The 20,622-nt window shown below is 48.6% G+C and carries 20 protein-coding genes and 1 pseudogene; 4 read left to right on the top strand and 17 right to left on the bottom strand.

The window, feature by feature from the left end; translation table 11 throughout:
* The 5 genes from FTU86_RS12085 to FTU86_RS12065 all read right to left on the bottom strand — a co-directional run.
* Positions 1 to 235, bottom strand: a 235-nt coding sequence (locus tag FTU86_RS12085) for a GTP-binding protein (protein WP_228151524.1), incomplete at its 3' end; no start/stop codon positions are given.
* A 94-nt stretch (positions 236 to 329) separates the two neighbouring features.
* Positions 330 to 2,465 (bottom strand): elongation factor G, encoded by a 2,136-nt coding sequence (gene fusA / locus FTU86_RS12080; RefSeq protein WP_104490194.1) that lies wholly within the window; start codon positions 2,463 to 2,465, stop codon positions 330 to 332.
* Between the two features lie 132 nt (positions 2,466 to 2,597).
* Positions 2,598 to 3,068 carry a 30S ribosomal protein S7 gene (gene rpsG, locus FTU86_RS12075; protein WP_005179845.1) on the bottom strand — a complete coding sequence of 157 codons (471 nt, stop codon included), beginning with the start codon at positions 3,066 to 3,068 and terminating at the stop codon, positions 2,598 to 2,600.
* A gap of 179 nt (positions 3,069 to 3,247) precedes the next feature.
* The gene (rpsL, locus tag FTU86_RS12070; RefSeq protein ID WP_002050319.1) at positions 3,248 to 3,622 is read right to left on the bottom strand and encodes a 30S ribosomal protein S12; all 375 of its coding nucleotides are present in this window, start codon (positions 3,620 to 3,622) and stop codon (positions 3,248 to 3,250) included.
* Between the two features lie 163 nt (positions 3,623 to 3,785).
* Positions 3,786 to 5,234, bottom strand: a complete 1,449-nt coding sequence (locus FTU86_RS12065) for an EcsC family protein (RefSeq protein WP_180048542.1) — start codon at positions 5,232 to 5,234, stop codon at positions 3,786 to 3,788.
* Between the two features lie 276 nt (positions 5,235 to 5,510).
* Between FTU86_RS12065 and FTU86_RS12060 the strand changes: the two genes are divergently transcribed.
* Positions 5,511 to 6,740: a beta-ketoacyl synthase N-terminal-like domain-containing protein gene (locus tag FTU86_RS12060; protein ID WP_005179853.1), complete on the top strand. Its 1,230-nt coding sequence runs from the start codon at positions 5,511 to 5,513 to the stop codon at positions 6,738 to 6,740.
* Between the two features lie 19 nt (positions 6,741 to 6,759).
* A complete protein-coding gene (locus tag FTU86_RS12055; RefSeq protein WP_180048541.1) occupies positions 6,760 to 7,212 on the top strand; it encodes a CopD family protein in 453 nt (150 codons plus the stop codon).
* Positions 7,213 to 7,267: 55 nt separating this feature from the next.
* Here the strand turns inward: FTU86_RS12055 and FTU86_RS12050 are convergent, their stop codons facing one another.
* The 4 genes from FTU86_RS12050 to FTU86_RS12035 form a co-directional block, all read right to left on the bottom strand.
* Positions 7,268 to 8,731, bottom strand: coding sequence for an amino acid permease (locus tag FTU86_RS12050; protein ID WP_180048540.1), 1,464 nt, complete (start codon positions 8,729 to 8,731; stop codon positions 7,268 to 7,270).
* 148 nt (positions 8,732 to 8,879) lie between these two features.
* On the bottom strand, positions 8,880 to 9,242 hold the full coding sequence (locus tag FTU86_RS12045) for a RidA family protein (protein ID WP_005179861.1): 363 nt from the start codon (positions 9,240 to 9,242) through the stop codon (positions 8,880 to 8,882).
* Between the two features lie 24 nt (positions 9,243 to 9,266).
* A complete protein-coding gene (alr, locus tag FTU86_RS12040) occupies positions 9,267 to 10,379 on the bottom strand; it encodes an alanine racemase (protein ID WP_180048539.1) in 1,113 nt (370 codons plus the stop codon).
* 22 nt (positions 10,380 to 10,401) lie between these two features.
* Positions 10,402 to 11,655 (bottom strand): D-amino acid dehydrogenase, encoded by a 1,254-nt coding sequence (locus FTU86_RS12035; protein ID WP_168370696.1) that lies wholly within the window; start codon positions 11,653 to 11,655, stop codon positions 10,402 to 10,404.
* A gap of 139 nt (positions 11,656 to 11,794) precedes the next feature.
* Between FTU86_RS12035 and FTU86_RS12030 the strand changes: the two genes are divergently transcribed.
* Entirely contained in the window at positions 11,795 to 12,262 is a 468-nt protein-coding gene (locus FTU86_RS12030) for an Lrp/AsnC ligand binding domain-containing protein (protein WP_005179867.1), read from the top strand.
* 99 nt (positions 12,263 to 12,361) lie between these two features.
* On the opposite strand, the gene FTU86_RS12025 is transcribed toward FTU86_RS12030, so the two are convergent.
* On the bottom strand, positions 12,362 to 13,042 hold the full coding sequence (locus FTU86_RS12025) for an HAD-IA family hydrolase (protein WP_005179868.1): 681 nt from the start codon (positions 13,040 to 13,042) through the stop codon (positions 12,362 to 12,364).
* Positions 13,043 to 13,134: 92 nt separating this feature from the next.
* On the opposite strand from FTU86_RS12025, the gene FTU86_RS12020 reads away from it, so the two are divergent.
* On the top strand, positions 13,135 to 13,902 hold the full coding sequence (locus FTU86_RS12020; protein ID WP_016659477.1) for a hydroxymethylpyrimidine/phosphomethylpyrimidine kinase: 768 nt from the start codon (positions 13,135 to 13,137) through the stop codon (positions 13,900 to 13,902).
* Between the two features lie 78 nt (positions 13,903 to 13,980).
* On the opposite strand, the gene FTU86_RS12015 is transcribed toward FTU86_RS12020, so the two are convergent.
* The 7 genes and pseudogenes from FTU86_RS12015 to FTU86_RS11985 all read right to left on the bottom strand — a co-directional run bounded on the left by FTU86_RS12015 (position 13,981) and on the right by FTU86_RS11985 (position 20,490).
* Positions 13,981 to 15,075, bottom strand: coding sequence for a catalase family protein (locus FTU86_RS12015; RefSeq protein ID WP_160241035.1), 1,095 nt, complete (start codon positions 15,073 to 15,075; stop codon positions 13,981 to 13,983).
* 153 nt (positions 15,076 to 15,228) lie between these two features.
* Positions 15,229 to 15,885 (bottom strand): annotated as a pseudogene (locus FTU86_RS12010) (nuclease-related domain-containing protein).
* Between the two features lie 234 nt (positions 15,886 to 16,119).
* Positions 16,120 to 16,605, bottom strand: a complete 486-nt coding sequence (locus FTU86_RS12005; protein ID WP_005179878.1) for a methylated-DNA--[protein]-cysteine S-methyltransferase — start codon at positions 16,603 to 16,605, stop codon at positions 16,120 to 16,122.
* Between the two features lie 33 nt (positions 16,606 to 16,638).
* Positions 16,639 to 16,956 (bottom strand): quaternary ammonium compound efflux SMR transporter SugE, encoded by a 318-nt coding sequence (gene sugE, locus FTU86_RS12000; RefSeq protein ID WP_005179881.1) that lies wholly within the window; start codon positions 16,954 to 16,956, stop codon positions 16,639 to 16,641.
* Positions 16,957 to 17,259: 303 nt separating this feature from the next.
* Complete coding sequence (locus FTU86_RS11995; protein WP_373684803.1) at positions 17,260 to 17,964, bottom strand: copper resistance protein B; 705 nt, start codon at positions 17,962 to 17,964, stop codon at positions 17,260 to 17,262.
* Between the two features lie 274 nt (positions 17,965 to 18,238).
* Positions 18,239 to 20,053 (bottom strand): copper resistance system multicopper oxidase, encoded by a 1,815-nt coding sequence (locus FTU86_RS11990; RefSeq protein ID WP_168405806.1) that lies wholly within the window; start codon positions 20,051 to 20,053, stop codon positions 18,239 to 18,241.
* A 41-nt stretch (positions 20,054 to 20,094) separates the two neighbouring features.
* Positions 20,095 to 20,490: a hypothetical protein gene (locus FTU86_RS11985; protein WP_180048537.1), complete on the bottom strand. Its 396-nt coding sequence runs from the start codon at positions 20,488 to 20,490 to the stop codon at positions 20,095 to 20,097.
* Positions 20,491 to 20,622 lie beyond the last annotated feature (132 nt).

The raw sequence follows: 20,622 nt of genomic DNA, 5'->3' as shown, positions 1-20,622 counted from the left end.
GAGCGTAGTGACGAGTTGGAGAATCGTATTCTACGTGAGAAGTGTTAATTGTAATACCACGTGCTTTTTCTTCTGGAGCAGAGTCGATTGCAGCGTAATCTTTCGCTTCACCACCGAATTTCTTCGCGCATACAGTTGCAATTGCAGCTGTTAAAGTTGTTTTACCATGGTCAACGTGACCGATTGTGCCCACGTTAACGTGTGGCTTATTACGTTCAAACTTAGCCTTAGCCATGTTCATCTTCCTTTGTAGATTACTCATGCAGGATCACTGCATGAGCATTAGATTTTAACTATAAAATTAGTTAGGCAATATAGTAATCGAAAGATTACTCGTCGTCACCTTTTTTACCGCCAGACTGGAATTTAGCGATGATGCCTTCCGCCACGTTACGTGGAGTTTCAGCGTATTTAGCAAATTCCATAGAGTAAGTCGCACGACCTTGAGACATAGAACGCATTTGAGTCGCGTAACCGAACATCTCAGCCAGTGGAACTTCAGCACGGATTGCTTTAGTACCGCCAGGTAAATCGTCCATACCTTGAACCATACCACGACGACGGTTTAAGTCACCCATGATATCGCCCATGTAGTCTTCTGGAGTTTCTACTTCAACTTTCATGATAGGTTCAAGAAGAACAGGATCTGCTTTCATGAAACCGTCACGGAATGCGTAAGAACCCGCCATTTTGAACGACAATTCGTCAGAGTCGACATCGTGGTAAGAACCGTCGAACAATGTTGCTTTGATGCCAACAACTGGGTAACCAGCAAGGACACCATTCTTCATACGTTCTTGGATACCTTTGTCAACCGCACCGAAGAATTCTTTAGGTACTACACCACCAACAACTTCTTCAGCGAACTCGTAGTCTTTACCAGTTTCAGGATCAAGCGGTTCTAAACGTACGTATACGTGACCGAATTTACCTTTACCACCAGTTTGACGAACGAATTTACCTTCTTGTTCGATTGATTTCTTGATCGTTTCACGGTAAGCAACCATTGGTTTACCAATGTTCGCTTCAACGTTGAATTCACGCTTCATACGGTCAACGATGATGTCAAGGTGAAGCTCACCCATACCAGCGATGATAGTCTGACCAGATTCTTCGTCTGTGAATACGCGGAACGATGGATCTTCTTTCGCTAAACGGCCAAGCGCAACTGACATTTTTTCTTGGTCAGCTTTGGTCTTAGGTTCAACAGCCAATTGAATTACTGGCTCTGGGAATTCCATACGCTCAAGTGTGATTACGTTGTTTTCGTCACACAGTGTATCACCCGTAGTCGTGTCTTTAAGACCTACACACGCCGCGATGTCACCCGCACGAATTTCTTCGATGTCGTGACGGTCGTTTGCGTGCATCTGTACGATACGGCCAATACGTTCACGTTTCATTTTCACTGGGTTGTAAACCGGGCTACCTGCTTTCAGAACACCTGAGTAAACACGTACGAACGTTAAGTTACCTACGAATTTGTCGTTCATGATTTTGAACGCAAGCGCAGAGAACGGAGCATCGTCAGACGCTTCACGAGAACCTTCGGTTTCGTCTTTGTCGTCTAGGATACCTTTGATCGCTTCTACGTCTGTAGGCGCTGGAAGGAATTCAATCACTGCGTCCAACATACGTTGAACACCTTTGTTTTTGAATGCAGAACCACACATTGCAGGTTGAATTTCACCCGCTAATGTACGTTGACGAAGACCAGCTACGATTTCTTCTTTAGAAAGGTCGCCTTCTTCCAGGTATTTGTCCATGAGTTCTTCTGATGCTTCAGCAGCAGCTTCAACCATGTTTGTACGCCATTCTTCAGCTGTATCTTGCAGATCAGCAGGAATGTCGCCGTATTCAAACTTCATACCTTGAGAAGCTTCGTCCCAGATGATTGACTTCATTTCGATTAAGTCAACAACACCTGTGAATGTGTCTTCTGCGCCCACTGGAACAACGATAGGCACTGGGTTAGCACCCAAACGTGTCTTCATTTGTTCAACTACGCGGAAGAAGTTTGCACCAGTACGGTCCATTTTGTTAACGAACGCTAAACGAGGTACTTTATATTTGTTTGCTTGACGCCATACAGTTTCAGACTGAGGTTGTACACCACCTACAGCACAGTAAACCATACATGCACCGTCAAGAACACGCATAGAACGCTCAACTTCAATTGTGAAGTCAACGTGTCCTGGGGTGTCAATTACGTTAATACGGTGTTGGTCAAATTGGTTAGCCATACCTTTCCAGAAGCATGTTACAGCTGCTGAAGTAATGGTAATACCACGTTCCTGCTCTTGTTCCATCCAGTCAGTTGTTGCTGAACCTTCGTGAGTTTCACCTAGTTTGTGGCTCTCACCTGTGTAGAACAAAATACGTTCAGAAGTGGTTGTTTTACCTGCGTCAATGTGCGCAGAGATACCAATGTTACGGTAACGAGAAATTGGGGTTTGACGTGCCATGATTTCTAGCATTCCTAAATTTTGTTGTTTAAAACAGGACGCTTTAAGCTGCATAGCAACTTAAAGCGCTTTGATGACAAACTAGTGACAACTAAATTCATCACCCTCCTGATTAGGTCCTGTTTTATCCGCTTAGAAACGGTAGTGAGAGAAGGCTTTGTTGGCTTCAGCCATACGGTGCACATCTTCACGTTTTTTAACCGCTGCGCCTTTACCTTCAGCTGCATCAAGCAACTCACCAGCAAGACGTAAAGCCATAGTTTTTTCAGAACGCTTAGCAGCAGCATCTACTAACCAACGCATCGCTAGAGCAGTACGACGGGATGGGCGTACTTCCATAGGAACTTGATAAGTAGCACCACCAACACGGCGTGCTTTTACTTCAACCATAGGACGAACTTTTTCAAGCGTAGCTTCAAAAAATTCAACTGGGTCTACTTTGTTTTTTTCTTGAACGCGGTCTAAAGCACCGTAAACGATACTTTCAGCAATAGATTTTTTACCATCTTGCATTACGTGGTTCATGAATTTAGCGATTGTTTGGCTGCTGAACTTAGGATCCGGAAGGATTTCACGAGCAGCGACTACGCGACGTCTTGGCATTTTAAAACTACCTATAAATATGACACTTCAGGTTAATCCAGCAGTAGCATAAAGTGTCGTATGCATTCGCTGGCCTTACTATACGTCGCTTGAATATTCACAAAATAAATGCAGAAATCAGACAAGCGAGACGATAAAGGATTGCAGTTCTAGCGAACTAAGAGCTTAATCTCGAAAGATTATTTCTTAGGACGTTTAGTACCGTATTTAGAACGTGACTGGTTACGATCTTTCACGCCAGCACAGTCTAAAGAACCACGAACGGTATGGTAACGTACACCTGGTAAGTCTTTAACACGACCACCACGGATCAGAACAACACTGTGCTCTTGCAGGTTATGGCCTTCACCACCGATATAGCTAGAAACTTCGAAACCTGAAGTTAAGCGAACACGGCAAACTTTACGCATTGCTGAGTTAGGTTTTTTAGGTGTAGTTGTGTAAACACGTGTACAAACACCACGACGTTGTGGACAAGCCTTCAACGCAGGAACTTTAGATTTTTCAACTAAAGTCGTACGACCCTTACGGATCAACTGATTTGTTGTTGCCATGTGGCAATTCTCCCGTTAATAAAAAGCCCCAAAAACATACTACTTTTTGAGGGCATGCAATTGTAAGTCAAGATACTAAAATGGTCAATATTCGACAGACCGGCAAATATTGACCATTCCCGCATTAAAGGCTAATTTTACTGCTTTTTAAGGTATTAGCACCTTATTGCGCTTTTTGCTTTTTTGTAACCTTCTTCGCTACCGGTTTCTCAGCGTCTGCTTTTTGCGGTTCTGCATCTGTTTCTGGCGGCTCTTCCACTGCCGGTGGTGTGTCGTCAAAGTCTTCATTCTCTTCAGGTTCCGGCTCAATCGATTCCGGTGGAATCGCCGGTTTTTGCTGCTCTACCGCAGCATTCGGCTCAACCATTTTATCGGCCAGCTGCTCTAGGCCCTGCTGGATATCCTGATCGATCTGTTCCGGCTCCGGCTTTTCCTCTGCCGATTTTTTCTGGATTTTCACCTTGGAGATGGTGCTGTTTTGCTGCAGCTCAATATCCTGATCCAGCTTCAGCTCATCGACGGCCGGTGTAGCCGCAGCTGGCTGTTCCAGTAATTTTGGTGCGGCCTGTGCCAGTAAGGCTGCGGCTTTTTCATAGGCATCGACCGGGGACAGCTGACTGCCCTTATGCTGGATGAGATATTCACGGGCATGCGAGAACACTTCCTGCGCTTTCTGGTGCACATGTTCGACCAGCTTCCAGCTATAGGCGGCACTAACCGAGGCTGTCGCCACCGGGGTTAATTTGCTTAACAGCGAGAACTTCGGCATTGAGTTCATCCACTGCCACTTCATTTCGCCCTGCTCATTGACCAGATATTTACGTAGCGCTTCCATATCATTACTGGAACCGACCAGCTGCTGTAACTGATGCACATCATGGGTTTGCAGCATGTTCAGCACGCTTTTAATACCCAGCAAGACTGCCTGCTTTTCGGCAATCAGACCCAGATCAACCTGTTTGAAAATATATTGCACAATGGCCTGGCCTTCTTCTTTATTCAGCTCAAAGCCATACGAACGCCCAACCTGATAGATGGTACGTAACGACATGATCATCGAAACCGGCACATCTACCGCGGTTCCAATCACGCCGGTAGCCCCGGTGATCGCGCCCTGAATCGAGGCCAGCCATTTATTCTGCTCTGCCAGCGCCTGGCTGATGCGTTTGGAACGGTTCACATCCTGGGTCAGTTCCTCTAAGTCACGTACTCCGGCTTCATCTAAAACTGCATCGACCGAACTGATATTGGAGGTGAAGGTATTTAGCTGGTGAAAGAAGTAATCCGACACCTTATCGGAAAACTGAGGCGCCACAAAATGGGCAAGATTATTGACCTTATTATAATGACGACCTAGCAATTGACGTGAGACCTGCGGCAAATGTGCCTTCAGTACCTGCTGCGGATTGTCATAACGCGATGAATGGCGGCCGAATACCGGGCTGGCACTGCCTTCCACTACCCGCCCCTGACTGCTACCCGCCTCTTCTTTACTGGTCGAACCGGGCGCCACATGCTGAACCAGGTCAATGCCGGTATGACTGAGCTTTTTAGCCACTCCAAACGCACTCGAGAGGAATCCGCCTGATTGCTTATTATTAGAATCTGTCATTCTTGCTCCTCATTTTCTTTCTTAAGATTTATTGCTAAATACTAGGTATAGTCTGCGTTTATCTCAACCTTATTGTGTTTCTTTTGGTTATGTTCACGTAGTCTGCTCCCCAAATCTGGTCATTCCCAAAGAGGCATAGGATTTGCCATAAGAATTCAAAATTCTTTCTGTTATTATGAATCCAATTGAAAAACTTGGGAAATGCACTGGACACCGGCATTTGCGCCGACAGTCTCCAGGGTTGGACCCGATAATATCACCATAAGGGAACTGTAGATGAAACGTGTTGTAATCACTGGCATGGGCATTAATTCGTGCATTGGTAATACATTAGAAGATGTAACCCACTCTTTGCAAAATGGTATTTCAGGCACACGTTTTAACCAGACTTATGCTGAACTGAATTTTAAGAGCCATGTCAGTGCAGCTGCAGAACAGAATTTTGACAATATCGACCGTCGTTTAAAACGCTTCATGGGCGTGTGTGCAATGTATGCCTATAACGCAGCGGCAGCAGCCATTGAACATGCCGGCCTGAAAGTTGAAGATTTAGCTGGTAACCCGCGTTACGGTATTGCCGGTGGTTCAGGCGGCAACTCGACTGCATCTGTGGTTGAAATGGTGGAATTACTGGAAGAAAAAGGCGCGCGTAAAATTGGCCCATTCTTTGTACCACGTAACATGTCAAACACCATTACGGCCAACCTGGGCGTTGCCTTTAAACTGCAAGGCGTTGCGCACTCGATTACCAGCGCATGTGCAACTTCTGCCGATGCGATTGGTTATGCCTACAACCTGATTCAACTGGGTAAACAGGATCTTATGCTGGCTGGCGGTGGTGAAGAAGATCACTGGTCACAAAGCCTGCTGTTTGATGCGATGGGTGCGCTGTGTGCCAAATACAATGACACCCCAGAAACTGCTTCTCGTCCATATTCAGCAGACCGTGATGGTTTCGTGATTGCCGGCGGCGGTGGCTTCCTGGTACTGGAATCGCTGGAACATGCACAAGCACGTGGTGCCAACATTCTGGCAGAAGTGGTCGCGTATGCAGCCAACTCGGATGGTGCTGACATGGTTGCGCCAAGCGGTGAAGGTGCAACACGCTGTATCCTGATGGCGCTGGATGAAGCCAAACAGCATGGTGTTGAATCGATTGACTATGTGAACACACACGGTACATCTACCCCTGCAGGTGACGTGACTGAACTGAAAGCCATGGAACGTGCCTTTGGTGAAGGCCAGGTACCAGCCCTGAGCTCGACCAAATCTATGACCGGTCACAGCCTGGGTGCTGCCGGTGTACAGGAAGCGATCTACTCTGTCCTGATGATGCAAAACGACTTTATTGCGCCAAACATCAACGTGACCGAGCTGGATGAAGGCGCGAAAGGCTTTGATATCGTACTTGAAAAACGTGACGCAAAATTGAATACTGTGATGAGTAACAGTTTTGGTTTTGGCGGCGTAAACGCTTGTCTGATTTTCAAGAAATGGGATGCATAATCCCTAAATAGGATTTTCGATGGATGCACCTTCTGATGCTTTTTTATGGGTAAAAGCATTACATATTATTGCCGTGGTGTGCTGGTTCGCTGCACTGTTCTATCTGCCACGGTTATATGTTTACCATGCCATGAGTGAAGATGCGGTCAGTCATCAGCGTTTTGAAGTCATGGAACGCAAGTTGTACCGCGGAATTATGTGGCCTTCCATGATTGCCACCCTAATTACCGCCCACTTTCTGGTAGATTGGGGTGATGCCACCCGGAACTACCACGATGCCTTGTGGTTTTACCTGAAAGTGGCACTGGTCGGATTATTGGTGATTTACCATCTGGTTTGCGGTTATTACCGTCTGAAACTGATTCGCAATGCCCATTACAAGTCACACAAGTTCTGGCGCTTTTTCAATGAAATGCCGACAGTGCTGTTATTTGCAATTGTGATTCTGGTGGTGGTGAAACCTGTGTTCTAGCTCCATCGAAGAACAGATAAAAAAAGCCTCGTTTGATACGAGGCTTTTTTGTGGGCTAGCGAAGGGTTTCTGACTTGGCATATTGCTCGGTCTGGGCATATTGCTGGTATTTACGCAGCCGCGGTTTATATAGACCATAGTAAGTCACGGTTAAAATCACCAGCCACAACGGACTGACCAGCAGTGCTTTCAGCGTATCCGGCTCCAGACTGAGAATCACCAGTGCAAACAGCAGGAAGGCCAACACCACATAGCTCATCAGCACCCCGCCCGGCATTTTAAAGCGTGAAGCAGCGTGTAACTGCGGCTGCAGTTTACGATAGCGCAGGTAACACACCATAATAATGCCCCAGATGCTAATAAACAGAATCACGCACAGCGAGCTGGCCAAGGTAAAGGCTTCAACGGTATTCGGCACAAAATACTGCAAGGCTGCACCGGCCATAATAAACAGACAGGAGAACAGCAGACCTTTGGCCGGTACTGCCCGTTTTGACAAGGTCGCCAACGCCTGTGGCGCCTGCCGGCCACGCGCCAGGCCAAACAGCATGCGGCTGGTCGAAAACACACCGCTGTTCATGGAAGACATCACCGAAGATAACACCACCAGATTCATAATAATCGCAGAGGTGGGAATACCGGCATGTAAAAACAACGACACAAACGGACTACGGTCTGCCGGAATCTGGTTCCACGGCGTCACCGACATCACCACAAATAAAGACAGCACATAAAACAGGATAATCCGGGTCGGAATTGCATTGACTGCTTTGGGTAAATTCTTTTCCGGATCTTTGGTTTCAGCCGCCATGGTGCCCAGCAGCTCCACCCCGACAAAGGCAAACAGCGCAATCTGGAAACCGGCCAGAAAACCGTTACCGCCTTGTGGAAACATACCACCATGTGACCAGACATGCTGAAAACTGGCAGTGGTGCCATCTGGCGCGGCAAACTGGTTAAAGACCATATAGCCACCAATACCAATCAGGCCTAAGATGGCCAGAATCTTGATCAGGGCAAACCAGAACTCGATTTCACCAAACAGCTTGACCGTCAGTAAATTCAGTCCCAGTACAAACAGCACACAACCGACACTGATCAGCGCCTGCCCCATGGGAGTAAACGTGGTATCTGGTGGCAGCCAGAAACCGAGATAATTGATGATGGCTGCCAGATCGGCAATTCCAACCAGAATCCAGCCCAGCCAGTAGGACCAGCCAATATAGTAGCCCGCACCCGGCCCGATCAGCTCATGCGCCATATCAATAAAGGATTTATAGTGCAGATTGGACAGCAGGATTTCACCCAATGCGCGCATCAGGAAGAAAAACATCAGGCCAATAATCATATAAATAAGCAGGATGGATGGGCCAGCCAAGGCAATGGTTTTGCCGGAGCCCATAAACAGTCCGGTGCCAATAGCGCCGCCAATGGCAATTAACTGCAGATGCCGGTTGGAGAGTTTGCGTTGTAATTCATGTGGCGACGAATGAACGTCATCGTGACGAGAGGAAGTCATGTTCAATATCCTTATTGTGCCCTGACCCTGCCATCAGCGCAGGCTGTGCATACGTCATCCTGCAATGATGGTCCTGTACATCCCAACAAATCCTATCTTGGGCTGTACGCAGCGTCAGTGGCTGGGAGAGAAAACCAAACCAGACGGCTTATTTCTGTGCAGCGGTCACTGCAATTTCAATCAGCCAGTCCGGGTTGACCAGTTCCGCCTGAATGGTAGCGCGTGCCGGTGTGGCATGGCCCTGCAACCATTCAATCCAGAGCGCATTCACGGTCTGGAAATCGGACAGATTCTTTAAAAAGAGTTGCGCAGATAAAATCCGGCTTTTATCGCTATTGGTTTCGGCCAGCAGCGTATCAATGGTCTGCAGCACTTCTTGCGTTTGCGCAGTGATGTCCTGCCCGGCAGTGGTTTTCGGAATCTGACCCGACAGATAGACCACCTGATTAAATACCGTTGCCGCACTCATCACTTCAGTGCTGTGAATACGTTGAATATCTTGAGAACTCATGTTGTGATCCTGTTGAATAAAATTTTATGCCTGCACCACAAACGGCACCCGGGCGGTGATGGCGCACATCAGCTCATAGCCAACGGTACCGGCTGCCTGACTGACCTCATCGACCGGCAAGATGGCACCACTGCTGGAATAGCCCCACAGCACCACTTCAGCGCCAATATCGGCGTCAGGAAGATGGCTGAGATCGACCGCCAGCATATCCATACTGACCCGACCCAGCGTCTGGCTGCGCTGCGAATTGACCAGTACCGGTGTACCGCTTGGAGAAATTCGCTGATAGCCATCGGCATAGCCACAGGCCACTACGCCAATCCGCATGGCTTGTTCAGCAACAAAGCTGGAGCCATAGCCAATACTTTCTCCAGCCTTCAGCTGCTGGACAGCAATAATTTCACTGCGCAGGCTCATGCTCGGTTTCAGGTTCCAGTCCTGAATCGTATGCTGTGGAAAATCGGGCGAACTGCCATACAACATGATGCCGCTACGCATCACATCGCTGTGCAGGGCCGGCGCATGACGCAGCAATGCCGCGCTATTACAGAGTGAACGCTGGCCAGGCAGGCCGGCAATGGTCTGTTCAAAACACTGCTGCTGATAGTCGATGCCCGGCGCACCAAAACGTTCGCCATCGGCATCGGAGAAATGCATCATGTGGGTAATAGAGGTGACAATTTCCAGTGCCTGTAACTGGGCAAAGGCGTCCCGGTAAGCAGCGGGTGCAAAACCCAGACGGTTCATGCCACTGTTCATTTTCAGATAGACATGAAAACGGGCCTCTGGCTGCTGACGCTGGAACTGCTGTAACCAGTCAATTTGATGGGCACTGTGAATACTAAAGCTCAAGCAATGTTGCTGACAGACCAATAAATCTTCCAGACAGAAAATGCCTTCCAGCAACAGAATATCACCCTGCCAGCCCAGCTGGCGTAATCTCAGTGCCTCGGCCAGATCCAGCAAGGCAAAGCCATCGGCGGACTGAAAAGCCGGATAGACCCGCTCGATGCCATGACCATAGGCATTAGCCTTGACCACGGCATAAACTTGACTATCCCCAGCATACTGCCGGGCAATCTGCAGGTTATGGCGCAGTGCATCGAGATGCACCACCGCCTGAATTGGTCTGGACATCGTTCTTCCTTGAATCAATACCTTAAGCAGCGTAACGCTGTAACGATAAGCCTTCAGTGCTAATTTCCGGTTGCTGCTGCATCACCAGATCACTGATTAACTTGCCCGAACCACAGGCCATGGTCCAGCCTAAAGTCCCGTGACCGGTATTCAGGAACAGGTTTTTATAGCGGGTGCCACCAATAATCGGGGTGCTGTCTGGCGTCATTGGACGTAAACCGGTCCAGAAGCTGGCCTGCGGTAAATCACCACCCGGGAATAAATCTTTGGTGACCATTTCTAAAGTGGCACGACGATCCTGATTCAGACCGAGGTTAAAGCCGCTTAATTCAGCCATACCACCGACACGAATCCGCTGGTCAAAACGGGTAATGGCAATCTTGTAAGTTTCATCCAGAACTGTTGATTGTGGCGCCATGGCCGGATCGACAATTGGCACAGTCAGCGAATAACCTTTCACCGGATAGACCGGCAGCTCCAGATGCAGCGGTTTCAGGAATTCACGTGAATAACTGCCAAAGGCTAATACATAACGGTCTGCGGTCAGCACTTTGCCATTGACCAGCACGCCTTTAATCTCGTCGCCTTCAACCAGCAGTTTTTCTACATTCTGGTTAAACTGGAAATCAACACCCATCTCCTGTGCCAGTTTGGCCAGCGCATTGGTAAACAGATAGCAGTCGCCGGTTTCATCATTAGGCAAGTGCAAACCACCAACCAGTTTGTCCTTGGCCGCAGCCAAAGCCGGTTCAACCCGTGCCAGACCATCACGGTCTAACAGCTCATATTCCACACCGCTTTCTTTTAATACTTCAATGTCACGCTGTACAGCATCCAGCTGGGCATCTTTACGGAACAGCTGCAGTGTACCTTTAGAGCGGTTTTCATAGCTGATTCCGGTGTCTTGGCGTAACTGTCTCAGGCAATCGCGGCTATATTCGGCTACCCGCACCATCCGCTCTTTATTAATAGCATAGTGCTGCGCATTACAGTTTTTCAGCATTTGCGCCATCCACTGTAACTGCCACATACTGCCATCCAAATTCACGGCCAAAGGTGCATGATGCTGGAACATCCACTTCACGGCTTTAAATGGAATCCCCGGCGCTGCCCACGGCGTTGAATAGCCCGGTGAAACCTGTCCGGCATTCCCGAAGCTGGTTTCTTCCGCCGGCCCGGTTTGACGATCCAGCACCGTCACACTTGCACCCTGCTGCGCCAGATAATATGCGCTGGTCACCCCAATGACACCGCTTCCCAACACAATTACACGCATAGACTTGACCTCAAATACATTCCAGTTTATTTAACTAGTATATTTTCGGATCAATAGTGAATTTTGCTATTTTTAGTGGGTATTTTCAGATAATCCGCCCATTTTTTCAGGATATTTTTTGGAATAAAGGAATTTTTAGATGCGTAAATTAGACCGGATTGATCGCATGATTTTGGACATCCTGCAAAACAATGGCCGGATTGCGATTAGTGAGCTGGCGGCCAAGGTCAATTTATCCACCACGCCCTGCTCGGAACGGGTTAAACGGCTGGAACGCGATGGCATTATTATGGGCTATTATGCCCGCCTGAATCCTGAACTGGTGGACAAGAAACTGCTGGTATTTCTGGAGATTAAACTGTCGGCCAAATCGGGCGATGTGTTTGATCAAGTGGCGCGAGATCTGGTGGATATTCCGGAAGTGCTCGAGTGTCATCTGATTTCCGGCGAGTTTGATTATCTGGTTAAAGCACGGCTCAAAGAAATGAGCGCCTACCGGCGTTTACTTGGCGATTTACTGAAAAAACTGCCAGCCTCAGCCTCTTCGCACAGTTATGTGGTAATGGAAGAAGTCAAAGAAAGCCTGTATTTAAATATTGAAGGCTGATGTTTTAGCGAGTTACCCGGACCCGTCGATGTGATCAGACACATGGGAAATTCATCCACCGACTGATGAATACAGCATCAGCCGAATGGATTTTTTATGTTAAGCCTGACAGAATGCCAATGCACTATTTAAGTCAGCCACCACATTCGGCAACTGGGAAAACTGCTGAATACGGGCTTTCGGTGCAGCATGATCCAGCTCTTGCAGCGTGCCATAACCATATTCGACCGCGACCGCTTCGATGCCGTTATGTCGCGCCCCCAGCACATCATATTCCCGGTCGCCGACCATAAGACATTGGCTGGCCTGCAGCTGTTCCTGCTCCAGAATATAGGCAATTAATTCATCTTTATGGGTCCGATCACCATTCAGCTCGCTGCCATAAATGCCGGTAAAATACTGTTCCAGCTCAAAATGCTCCAGAATCTGCCGTGCATAAATGGTCGGCTTGGCCGTGGCTAAAAACAGCTGATAGCCCTGGAGTTTCAAGGTTTGCAAGGTTTCTGCCACAGTCGGATAAACCTTATTTTCATATAAACCGGTCACGGCAAAACGCTCGCGATAACCCATCAGTGCCTGTTCCGCCAGCACATCATTCGGTTCAACCTGTAAAATTTTTGCCAGTGAAGCTTTCAGTGGCGGACCAATAATCCAGTCAATATTTTCAGATTCTGGTAGTGGATGACCAATTTTTGCCAGTCCATAACGCGCCGAGGTGGTAATACCCACTTTTGGATCGGTCAGGGTGCCATCCAAATCAATCAGCAGATGTTTAATCATGAATTTTTCTCCCCCTTCGACCGTGAAATACACTCGAGACTTGATTCAAAGTTGCCTATACTAACGTAAATTCATGATTGAAGGATATGGATGTGCGTCCAACGGTACTTTGCTTTTCTGGTTTAGATCCCTCTGGGGGCGCGGGCTTACAGGCTGATATTGAAGCGATTGGTCAAAGTGGCGCACATGCGGCCATTGCCTGTACCGCCCTCACGGTGCAAAACTCGCAGCAGGTGTTTGGCTTTGAAGCCACTTCCAAAGCATTGCTACTGGCCCAGGCCAATGCCGTGGTGAACGATCTGCCAATTCGCTGTGTTAAATCGGGAATGCTCGGCACCACCGACAATATTGCAGCGCTGGCAGATTTCTTGAGAGAACATCCGGACTATTACTATGTGCTGGACCCGGTTCTGGTCGCCAACAGCGGTGGCTCTCTGGGTGATCAGGCGACTTTGGTCAAGGCCTTTGTCGAGCTGATTCCACTGGCAACCTTACTGACCCCGAATACGGTAGAACTGCGTGCCCTGACCGGTGAAGATGATCTGGAACTGGCCACCCAGAAACTGTTTGCGATGGGTGCCAAGGCGGTTTTGGTTAAAGGCGGCCATGAAGATACCCCGGATCACATCCGCAATGCTTTATATATAGATGGTGAACTGATTTCAGAAACCCGTTGCCCGCGTTTAGAAGGCGAATACCACGGTTCGGGCTGCTCGCTGGCCAGCTTTATTGCCGGCCGTTTAGCACTAGGTGATGAACTGCAAGCCGCTGTGAATTATGCTGAAACCTGGCTGTTTGGGGTACTAAAACAGGCAGAAAGTCCGGTACCGAATGGTCAGAAGATTCCAAAACGCTTTTAATCCTTAATATAAAAAATACCTGCTATAAAAAATACCTGCCCCATGGCAGGTATTTTTTCGACCTGAATCTGAAGCCCTTTAATCCGGCATATCATCCAGCTGCTGCGGTTCGGCTCGCGGCTGGGTATTCATCCGGTGCCGGAACGAGGCGGAACGTTCATAAGCCTGTTTACGTACCCGCATAATTGAACCCAAAGGTTGATGCGCCTGCACGCCATGCCACGGGTTAAACGATAGCACATCATCGGCATAAACCCGCCGCTCCGGACTATAGCTGTCCTGTTTGGGAAAATGTAAGGTACCAATGGTCTGATGCGCAGATTCTTCTTCCGGCCATAATACCGAGGCATCTTCAATGGGCATCCGTTCCAGACTGGTACATAATTGCGCACGCAATACATAATCGGCGCTATGGTGCTTAAAGAAATCGCGGACCAGATCCCGGATGCTGGAGTCATGGCTAATCTGCATTGGAATATTGGTCAGCTGACGTACCGAGGTCGATTCCGGCGCCACACTGAGTTTTGCCATATAGTCGCCATAACGCAGTGCAGCCATGGTGTGATAGGTCTCGCCCAGAATATGGTTCTGACTGCGCGCCCAGCCTTTTAAAGTTACCGGTACTTCTAAACCGGCTTTATCCACCAGTGTATTTAAACTGCGCGCCATACTGCGCATGCCTTTTAACATCGGATCGGGCGCCTGTTCCGCGCGTGTCACCAGAGGCAGCATCTGCTGGTATTTACGCAGCGTGCCAAAGGCCAGCACCGGAATATTCACCATCAGAATATCCTGGTTTTTACCATCACTCGGATCATCGGCCAGTAAGCGTGCGCCCGGCACATTCAGGATTTTTAAGGCAAAGCCATGCGGTACTGGCACCTGGTCACTGCGTAAATCTCCCGGCGCAGCCGATAAACGCACCATCACATCATAATGTCCTGGCTCGGCAAAAATTCCCTGCGCCAAATGCGGCGGCAACACCGGCACGGTCAAAATACCTTTCAGAAATGCATGTGATTTGGCATGCGCATCGCGGACTGCATGGCGATGCTTGTCAAACACCTGTTGTCGGGCTTGGGCCATATGCTCGATAATATCTTCAATCAAGCGGCTTTCATTCGGCTGTTCCTGTTCAACCTGCGGGGTATACGGTAGATACGGCTCTGACATCGTGAACGCTCCTGTTCCGGCCTGAACATCTGGCAAAAATTGGCTAATATCCACCAATCTAGCAAGCTGAGAGCCAGAAAAATATAGTGCTTATTCAACAGTTCAGGAGAGTTTGGTAAGCGTAGACGACTCAGCTCAACACGATACTTGGGTTCAGTCTTGATGATGTCTGGATTTAAGCTGCGCCACATGCGCGCGCCGGGTTTGCCAGGACGGGTCCAGTACTTCTTTTTCCAGTCGTAATTGCAAACGTTTTAAGCGCATGGCGGAGATGACTTCGGTCTGGAACTCCTGTACGTAATTTACCCAGCCTGTCCCTTGAAATACCTGCTTTGGCATCTCTGTTTTAAATTCGCAGCCCGGCATAAATACCACTATTGAATGTAAATGTTCCGGCTCCAGCAGATCAGCCAGCAAATGACTCAACACCTGAGTATGTTTGTAATTCTGATGCAAGGGATTCTGGAATTAATCACTCTTTTTATAAATTTTCTGGGTCCACATTTTTTGCCGCGCACTGCCAAAAATCCAGCCCTTATAGTTTTTGCTTTCTATCACAAAGACGCCAAAAGGACTTAATAGCACATGATCAATTTGTGTGGTGCCGCCATCCTGATCGGGCAAGGTCAAATCATTAAGTAAAATATAACGCTCATCCAGATGTTGCTTGGCCTGTCGCTGAACAGCCCATTCCCCAATTTTGCCTTTTAAATCCGGCAGAAACACCCGCAGCAGGCTCAAGCCCAGCAGAATCAGCAACAGCCACCACAGCTGTGAAATCAACATACGCAAAATATTTACATCATGCATTTCGGTTTTATTTTAATGGTGATGATCTTGACCCGACTCTAGCATAAAACGGTGTTTCATTCAGGAATGATAATGCTGGTTTAATCTTCATTATCAGGCAGATACTGAAAGATTCCATCTGCTTGAGGGCACTCAATCTGGATAGTGATCTATTTTTTTAATCAACGGATGCTTACTGATTTAAGCTGTTTATTGGCCTGCACTAAGCAATGCAACACCACAAAATATCTGTGGCTATTTTTGTTGTTGTTCCAGTTTTAACAGAATCTCTTTATTGTCTAGTCCGCCAGCAAAACCAACCAGTTTACCGCCGCTGCCAATCACCCGATGACAGGGTGCAATAATTGAAATTGGATTTTGACCATTGGCCGCGCCGACGGCCCGTACCGCTTTGGGACTGCCGACCTGCTCGGCGATTTGCCGGTAGCTTCGGGTTTCGCCAAAAGGAATATTCAGCAACGCCTGCCAGACTTTTTTCTGAAACTCTGTGCCTTCAAAATCTAAAGGCAGTTCAAAAGTCTGGCGCTGGCCCTGAAAATATTCATTCAGCTGTTGTTGTGCGTCGAGTAAAATCGGATGATCCAACTGCTCTACCAGCTCGGCCTGCCGGACCCGTTTGGGATTTTCATTGTCCCAGATCACAGCGACCAGCGCGCTGTCTGTAGCCACCAGTTTTAAACGCCCGACCGGAGAAGGCATATACATAAATGCAAGTTTCATCTCCTTCTCCTGTTCAGTTTTAGTCTAGCTTGATTATGCCGATGAAAGTTTCATCAGCACAAGACCGGAAATAATTAACACTGCCGCCAGCATACGCATGGCCGATGCCGGCTCGCCCAGTACAAAAATACCCACCAGAAAAGAACCGACCGCACCAATTCCGGTCCAGATGGTATAGGCCGTGCCCAGCGGCAAACTACGCATGGCATAGGCCAGCAGGCCAAAACTGAGCACCATAAAGAAAATGGTCAGAATGCTTGGGGTAAGCTTGGTAAAACCATCTGAAAGCTTCATAAAATAAGCCCAGACAATTTCAAAAATACCGGCAAAAATTAATACGATCCAGGCCATCACGCCCTCCTCCATTATTCAGATAGAGTCAGGCCGTCCTGACGATTTTTCTTAAAGACAGCACCTTTAAGGGAGGTCGTTCCTCCAGAATTACGGTATCAGTATAGCAAAAATCCGCCGCCTGCCAGTAAAACACCGTTGGAGGGGAATAAGCTTCAGCTCAAGAGGGACTGAAAATCACAACCCAGATAATGCGATTCAAACTTTTTCACTTGAGTGAATAAATTGCTTGCTGGGGCATAGGTCGTTTCTCCAGCAAGCAAAAGGATGAACCAAAGCCCATCCGGTGTATGGATAAATGCTTTAAAACTTCAACCGTAGCCCGGCACCATATTGCCAGCCCTGTTCCGACTCCGTCGCATCCTGCTGAGCTGTCTGGGCCAGCCCTTTATGATAGCCATAGGCCACATCTACAAACGGCATGACTTTTTTGCTGATTTCATAACGCATCTGTAGTCCGGTCTGCAGCTGGTTTAAACCGGTTTTCTGCGCCTGCGCCGATTCATCTGAAAGTACCAGCTTGGCCTGCAAATAAGGTGCCAGAATCAGTTTCTGGGTCAGCAAAAAATCCCGCTCAGTATCCAGACTCAGCTGCACCTGCTGATCTTCGGCAAGGGACAGATAGGCCTCGGTTTCAAAGAAATACGGCGCTAGCCCATGCAGGCCAACCACACCACGCCATTGCTGTGCCGAAGTCTGATCCTCCTGCTGATAGGCTACACCAGCCTGGATATCCCAAAAATCAGAAATCATCCGGCTATATAAAACCTGTGCCTCATATTCAGCTTGTTGCGACTCGGCCTGCTCGGTATGCAGTTTGAAAAACAGCTTGTTCTCATCAGTTCCGATCCGGCTTTCCAGCTCGGACTGCCATACTCCGCGTCCACCCGCATGCTGCATCCATTTCGATTCCAGCATACTGGACTGATACCACTGCCCGCCATGCTCCTGCCCGTGATCATGCGTTGTTGCCGTTGCAGCCTTCTCCACCGGATGAAGCATGTTCATGGGCTGATGTTGCTGATGTTGCTGATGTTGCTGATGTTGCTGATGTTGCTGATGTTGCTGATGTTGCTGATGTTGCTGATGTTGCTGATGTTGCTGATGTTGCTGATGTTCAGCCTGCATCATCTGCTCGTGTTGTGCATGCATATCGACAGATTTTACTGACGTCTGCGGTACAACTTCATGTTCTGTAGCGTGAGAAGATGGGTGCTGTGTCTGCGCCGATAACATCGGTGTCGCAAACAGCATGGCTCCCAGCAGATTGAAACGGGCAAAATTAGTGATGTGCATGTGCATCTCCCGAAGACTGAACAGCAGCTGGCAGCGCAGATGGAGCTGCGGGTAATGAAGCCGTCTGCTCTGGCATCACCTGTGCCACCACTAACTTATTCATCATGCCCGAACTCATGTGATACAGCAGATGACAATGGATTGCCCATTCCCCCAGCTCATCGGCGGTCAATAACGCGCTCACGGTTTTTCCAGGCGGTACAATCAGGGTATGTTTATTTGGCAGGTCGGCAGCGGCCTGGCCATTTTCCAGCTGCATAAACATGCCATGCAAATGCATCGGATGCGCCATCATGCTGTCATTGATAAATTTCAGCCGAATCCGTTCGCCATAGGCCACCTGCAACGGTTCAGCCTCGCTAAATTTCTTGCCATTGATGGTCCAGATATAACGTTCCATCGTGCCGCCCAAACGAATCACCAGCTCTTGCACCGGCGCGCGCGTATCCGGCTGCGGCTTTAAGGCTTTTAAGTCCGCATAGCGAAGTGCTTTATGTCCGGCGGGTGTTGAGGCATTGGCCCAACCTTGAGGGACCGAACTGGCCGAAGATTTTGACTGCGCCTGCGTTGCATGCGATGAATGCACTGCAGGATGATCTTCGGCTACCGTTAAAGATTCAGTCTCTTTAATGGCAGCATGCGTCATCGATGGATGCTGCAGGGTCGAAGATGTGGATGACGCACTATGTACCGCATGTGGCGCAGTACTTTCTGCACCATGAGCAGCATGTCCCATATCTTCCATGGTCAATACCGCACGTGGTCGTGCGGTTGGCATGTGCAGTGGCGGTGGTTGCATGCCCTGTTGCAATAAACTACCAATGGCAAAGCCTGAACGGTCAATTGATTCTGCTTCAATCTGGTAATGGCCGGCTTTTGGTTCCACCAGTACATCATAGGTTTCTGCTGTCCCAATCCGGAACTCATCTACAGGCACCGGCTGGACCGGCTGGCCATCAGCGCTGATGACGGTCATTTTGAGCTGCGGAATGCGTACATCAAAAAACGACATGGCCGAGGCATTAATAAAACGTAAACGCACTTTTTCATTCGGTCGGAACAGCCCGGTCCAGGCCTGTTCCGGTGTTTTGCCATTGATTAAAAACTGATAACCGGTGACATCCGACAAATCGGTTCTAAGCATACGCATCTGGTTCCACATGGAACGTTGCTGCCAGGTCTGTTTCAGGCCCTGCTGTTTCACCTGCTGCAACACATCGGCCAGGGTTTCACGCTGGTTCTGATAATATTCGGCCGACTTTTTCAGATTATTTAAAATCGTGTCGCTGGAAGATGCGTGAAAATCGGACAGCATCACCACATAATCCCGCTCGGCCTGCTCATGCGCAGCCACAGGCTGTTTGCCTTTGGGATAAATGACTAGCGGGCCATATAGCCCATCCTGCTCCTGACCTTTGGAATGGGCGTGATACCAGTAGGTGCCCTGCTGCCGTAGCTGAAAGCGATAAGTAAAATGTCCCTTCGGCGCAATGCCCTGAAAGCCGTTAAAGCCCGGCACGCCATCCATTACACCCGGCAATAACAGACCATGCCAGTGAATGGAAGAATCGCGATTTTGAAGCTGGTTATGCACATGAATCACCGCTTCATCACCTTCCTCAAATTCAAGCAAGGGGGCTGTGAATTGGCCATTCACACTTATTTTTTTGACAGTTTTTCCGGTCAGCTTGACCGGCTGCTCATCAATATACAGATGATATTCCCGGACTGCGGCCATCGCCCAGGACGATGCGCACAGACATAAGCCAAGCACGATGGCCTGACGCAATTGAATTGACATGATTTATCCTTAAAACAATAAAAAAAGAAAAGTTTTTAAAGTCAGGATAAGGTTTTCGGTGGACGCAGGATTTCCTGCCAGTAGCCGGGTAAATGCTGGGCATGATAGAGATGAAAGTGCGGCTCAGACTCAAAGGTCGGGCTTGCCTGTTCCAGCACAGGGAGCGCAATCTTGAGATAGCTCAGACCCGGCTGGCAATGTAGGGGTGGACAATCCTGACAGTTTAAATGCTGCTCTGGATGATGTACCTGCTCGCAGTCGGGTAACTGTACAGATGGACTGGTGCTATGATGGCTTGGGTGATGTTGTTCTACAGGAGAATCTGCCTTTTCAGCATGACAAGGTGTAGGTGATGAAAGGGATGATTTCGCACTGGTGATCGCGGCAGAGTTAGACAGTTGCATGGCCGCATGCGCTGGTTGTACAACCGCCAGCACAAGACTACTCCATCCCATGACAAATGCCATCAGATAGCTGAACCACACCGGTTGTCTGCGCTGTGTATACAACAGGATTTCCTCACCCCATAAGACCAAACCCCAGCGTTGAAGCTGCTTAAAACAGCTAAA

Source organism: Acinetobacter sp. YH12155 (assembly GCF_013418255.1).
Lineage (GTDB): Bacteria > Pseudomonadota > Gammaproteobacteria > Pseudomonadales > Moraxellaceae > Acinetobacter > Acinetobacter indicus.
This window is presented reverse-complemented; position numbering and strand designations above follow the sequence as displayed.

What these genes read in the sequence shown, in the direction of transcription:
- fusA (WP_104490194.1), bottom strand. Translation starts at nt 2,465, where the DNA reads ATGGCACGTCAAACCCCAATTTCTCGTTACCGTAACATTGGTATCTCT.
- rpsG (WP_005179845.1), bottom strand. Translation starts at nt 3,068, where the DNA reads ATGCCAAGACGTCGCGTAGTCGCTGCTCGTGAAATCCTTCCGGATCCT.
- rpsL (WP_002050319.1), bottom strand. Translation starts at nt 3,622, where the DNA reads ATGGCAACAACAAATCAGTTGATCCGTAAGGGTCGTACGACTTTAGTT.
- FTU86_RS12065 (WP_180048542.1), bottom strand. Translation starts at nt 5,234, where the DNA reads ATGACAGATTCTAATAATAAGCAATCAGGCGGATTCCTCTCGAGTGCG.
- FTU86_RS12060 (WP_005179853.1), top strand. Translation starts at nt 5,511, where the DNA reads ATGAAACGTGTTGTAATCACTGGCATGGGCATTAATTCGTGCATTGGT.
- FTU86_RS12055 (WP_180048541.1), top strand. Translation starts at nt 6,760, where the DNA reads ATGGATGCACCTTCTGATGCTTTTTTATGGGTAAAAGCATTACATATT.
- FTU86_RS12050 (WP_180048540.1), bottom strand. Translation starts at nt 8,731, where the DNA reads ATGACTTCCTCTCGTCACGATGACGTTCATTCGTCGCCACATGAATTA.
- FTU86_RS12045 (WP_005179861.1), bottom strand. Translation starts at nt 9,242, where the DNA reads ATGAGTTCTCAAGATATTCAACGTATTCACAGCACTGAAGTGATGAGT.
- alr (WP_180048539.1), bottom strand. Translation starts at nt 10,379, where the DNA reads ATGTCCAGACCAATTCAGGCGGTGGTGCATCTCGATGCACTGCGCCAT.
- FTU86_RS12035 (WP_168370696.1), bottom strand. Translation starts at nt 11,655, where the DNA reads ATGCGTGTAATTGTGTTGGGAAGCGGTGTCATTGGGGTGACCAGCGCA.
- FTU86_RS12030 (WP_005179867.1), top strand. Translation starts at nt 11,795, where the DNA reads ATGCGTAAATTAGACCGGATTGATCGCATGATTTTGGACATCCTGCAA.
- FTU86_RS12025 (WP_005179868.1), bottom strand. Translation starts at nt 13,042, where the DNA reads ATGATTAAACATCTGCTGATTGATTTGGATGGCACCCTGACCGATCCA.
- FTU86_RS12015 (WP_160241035.1), bottom strand. Translation starts at nt 15,075, where the DNA reads ATGTCAGAGCCGTATCTACCGTATACCCCGCAGGTTGAACAGGAACAG.
- FTU86_RS12005 (WP_005179878.1), bottom strand. Translation starts at nt 16,605, where the DNA reads ATGAAACTTGCATTTATGTATATGCCTTCTCCGGTCGGGCGTTTAAAA.
- sugE (WP_005179881.1), bottom strand. Translation starts at nt 16,956, where the DNA reads ATGGCCTGGATCGTATTAATTTTTGCCGGTATTTTTGAAATTGTCTGG.
- FTU86_RS11995 (WP_373684803.1), bottom strand. Translation starts at nt 17,964, where the DNA reads ATGAACATGCTTCATCCGGTGGAGAAGGCTGCAACGGCAACAACGCAT.
- FTU86_RS11990 (WP_168405806.1), bottom strand. Translation starts at nt 20,053, where the DNA reads ATGTCAATTCAATTGCGTCAGGCCATCGTGCTTGGCTTATGTCTGTGC.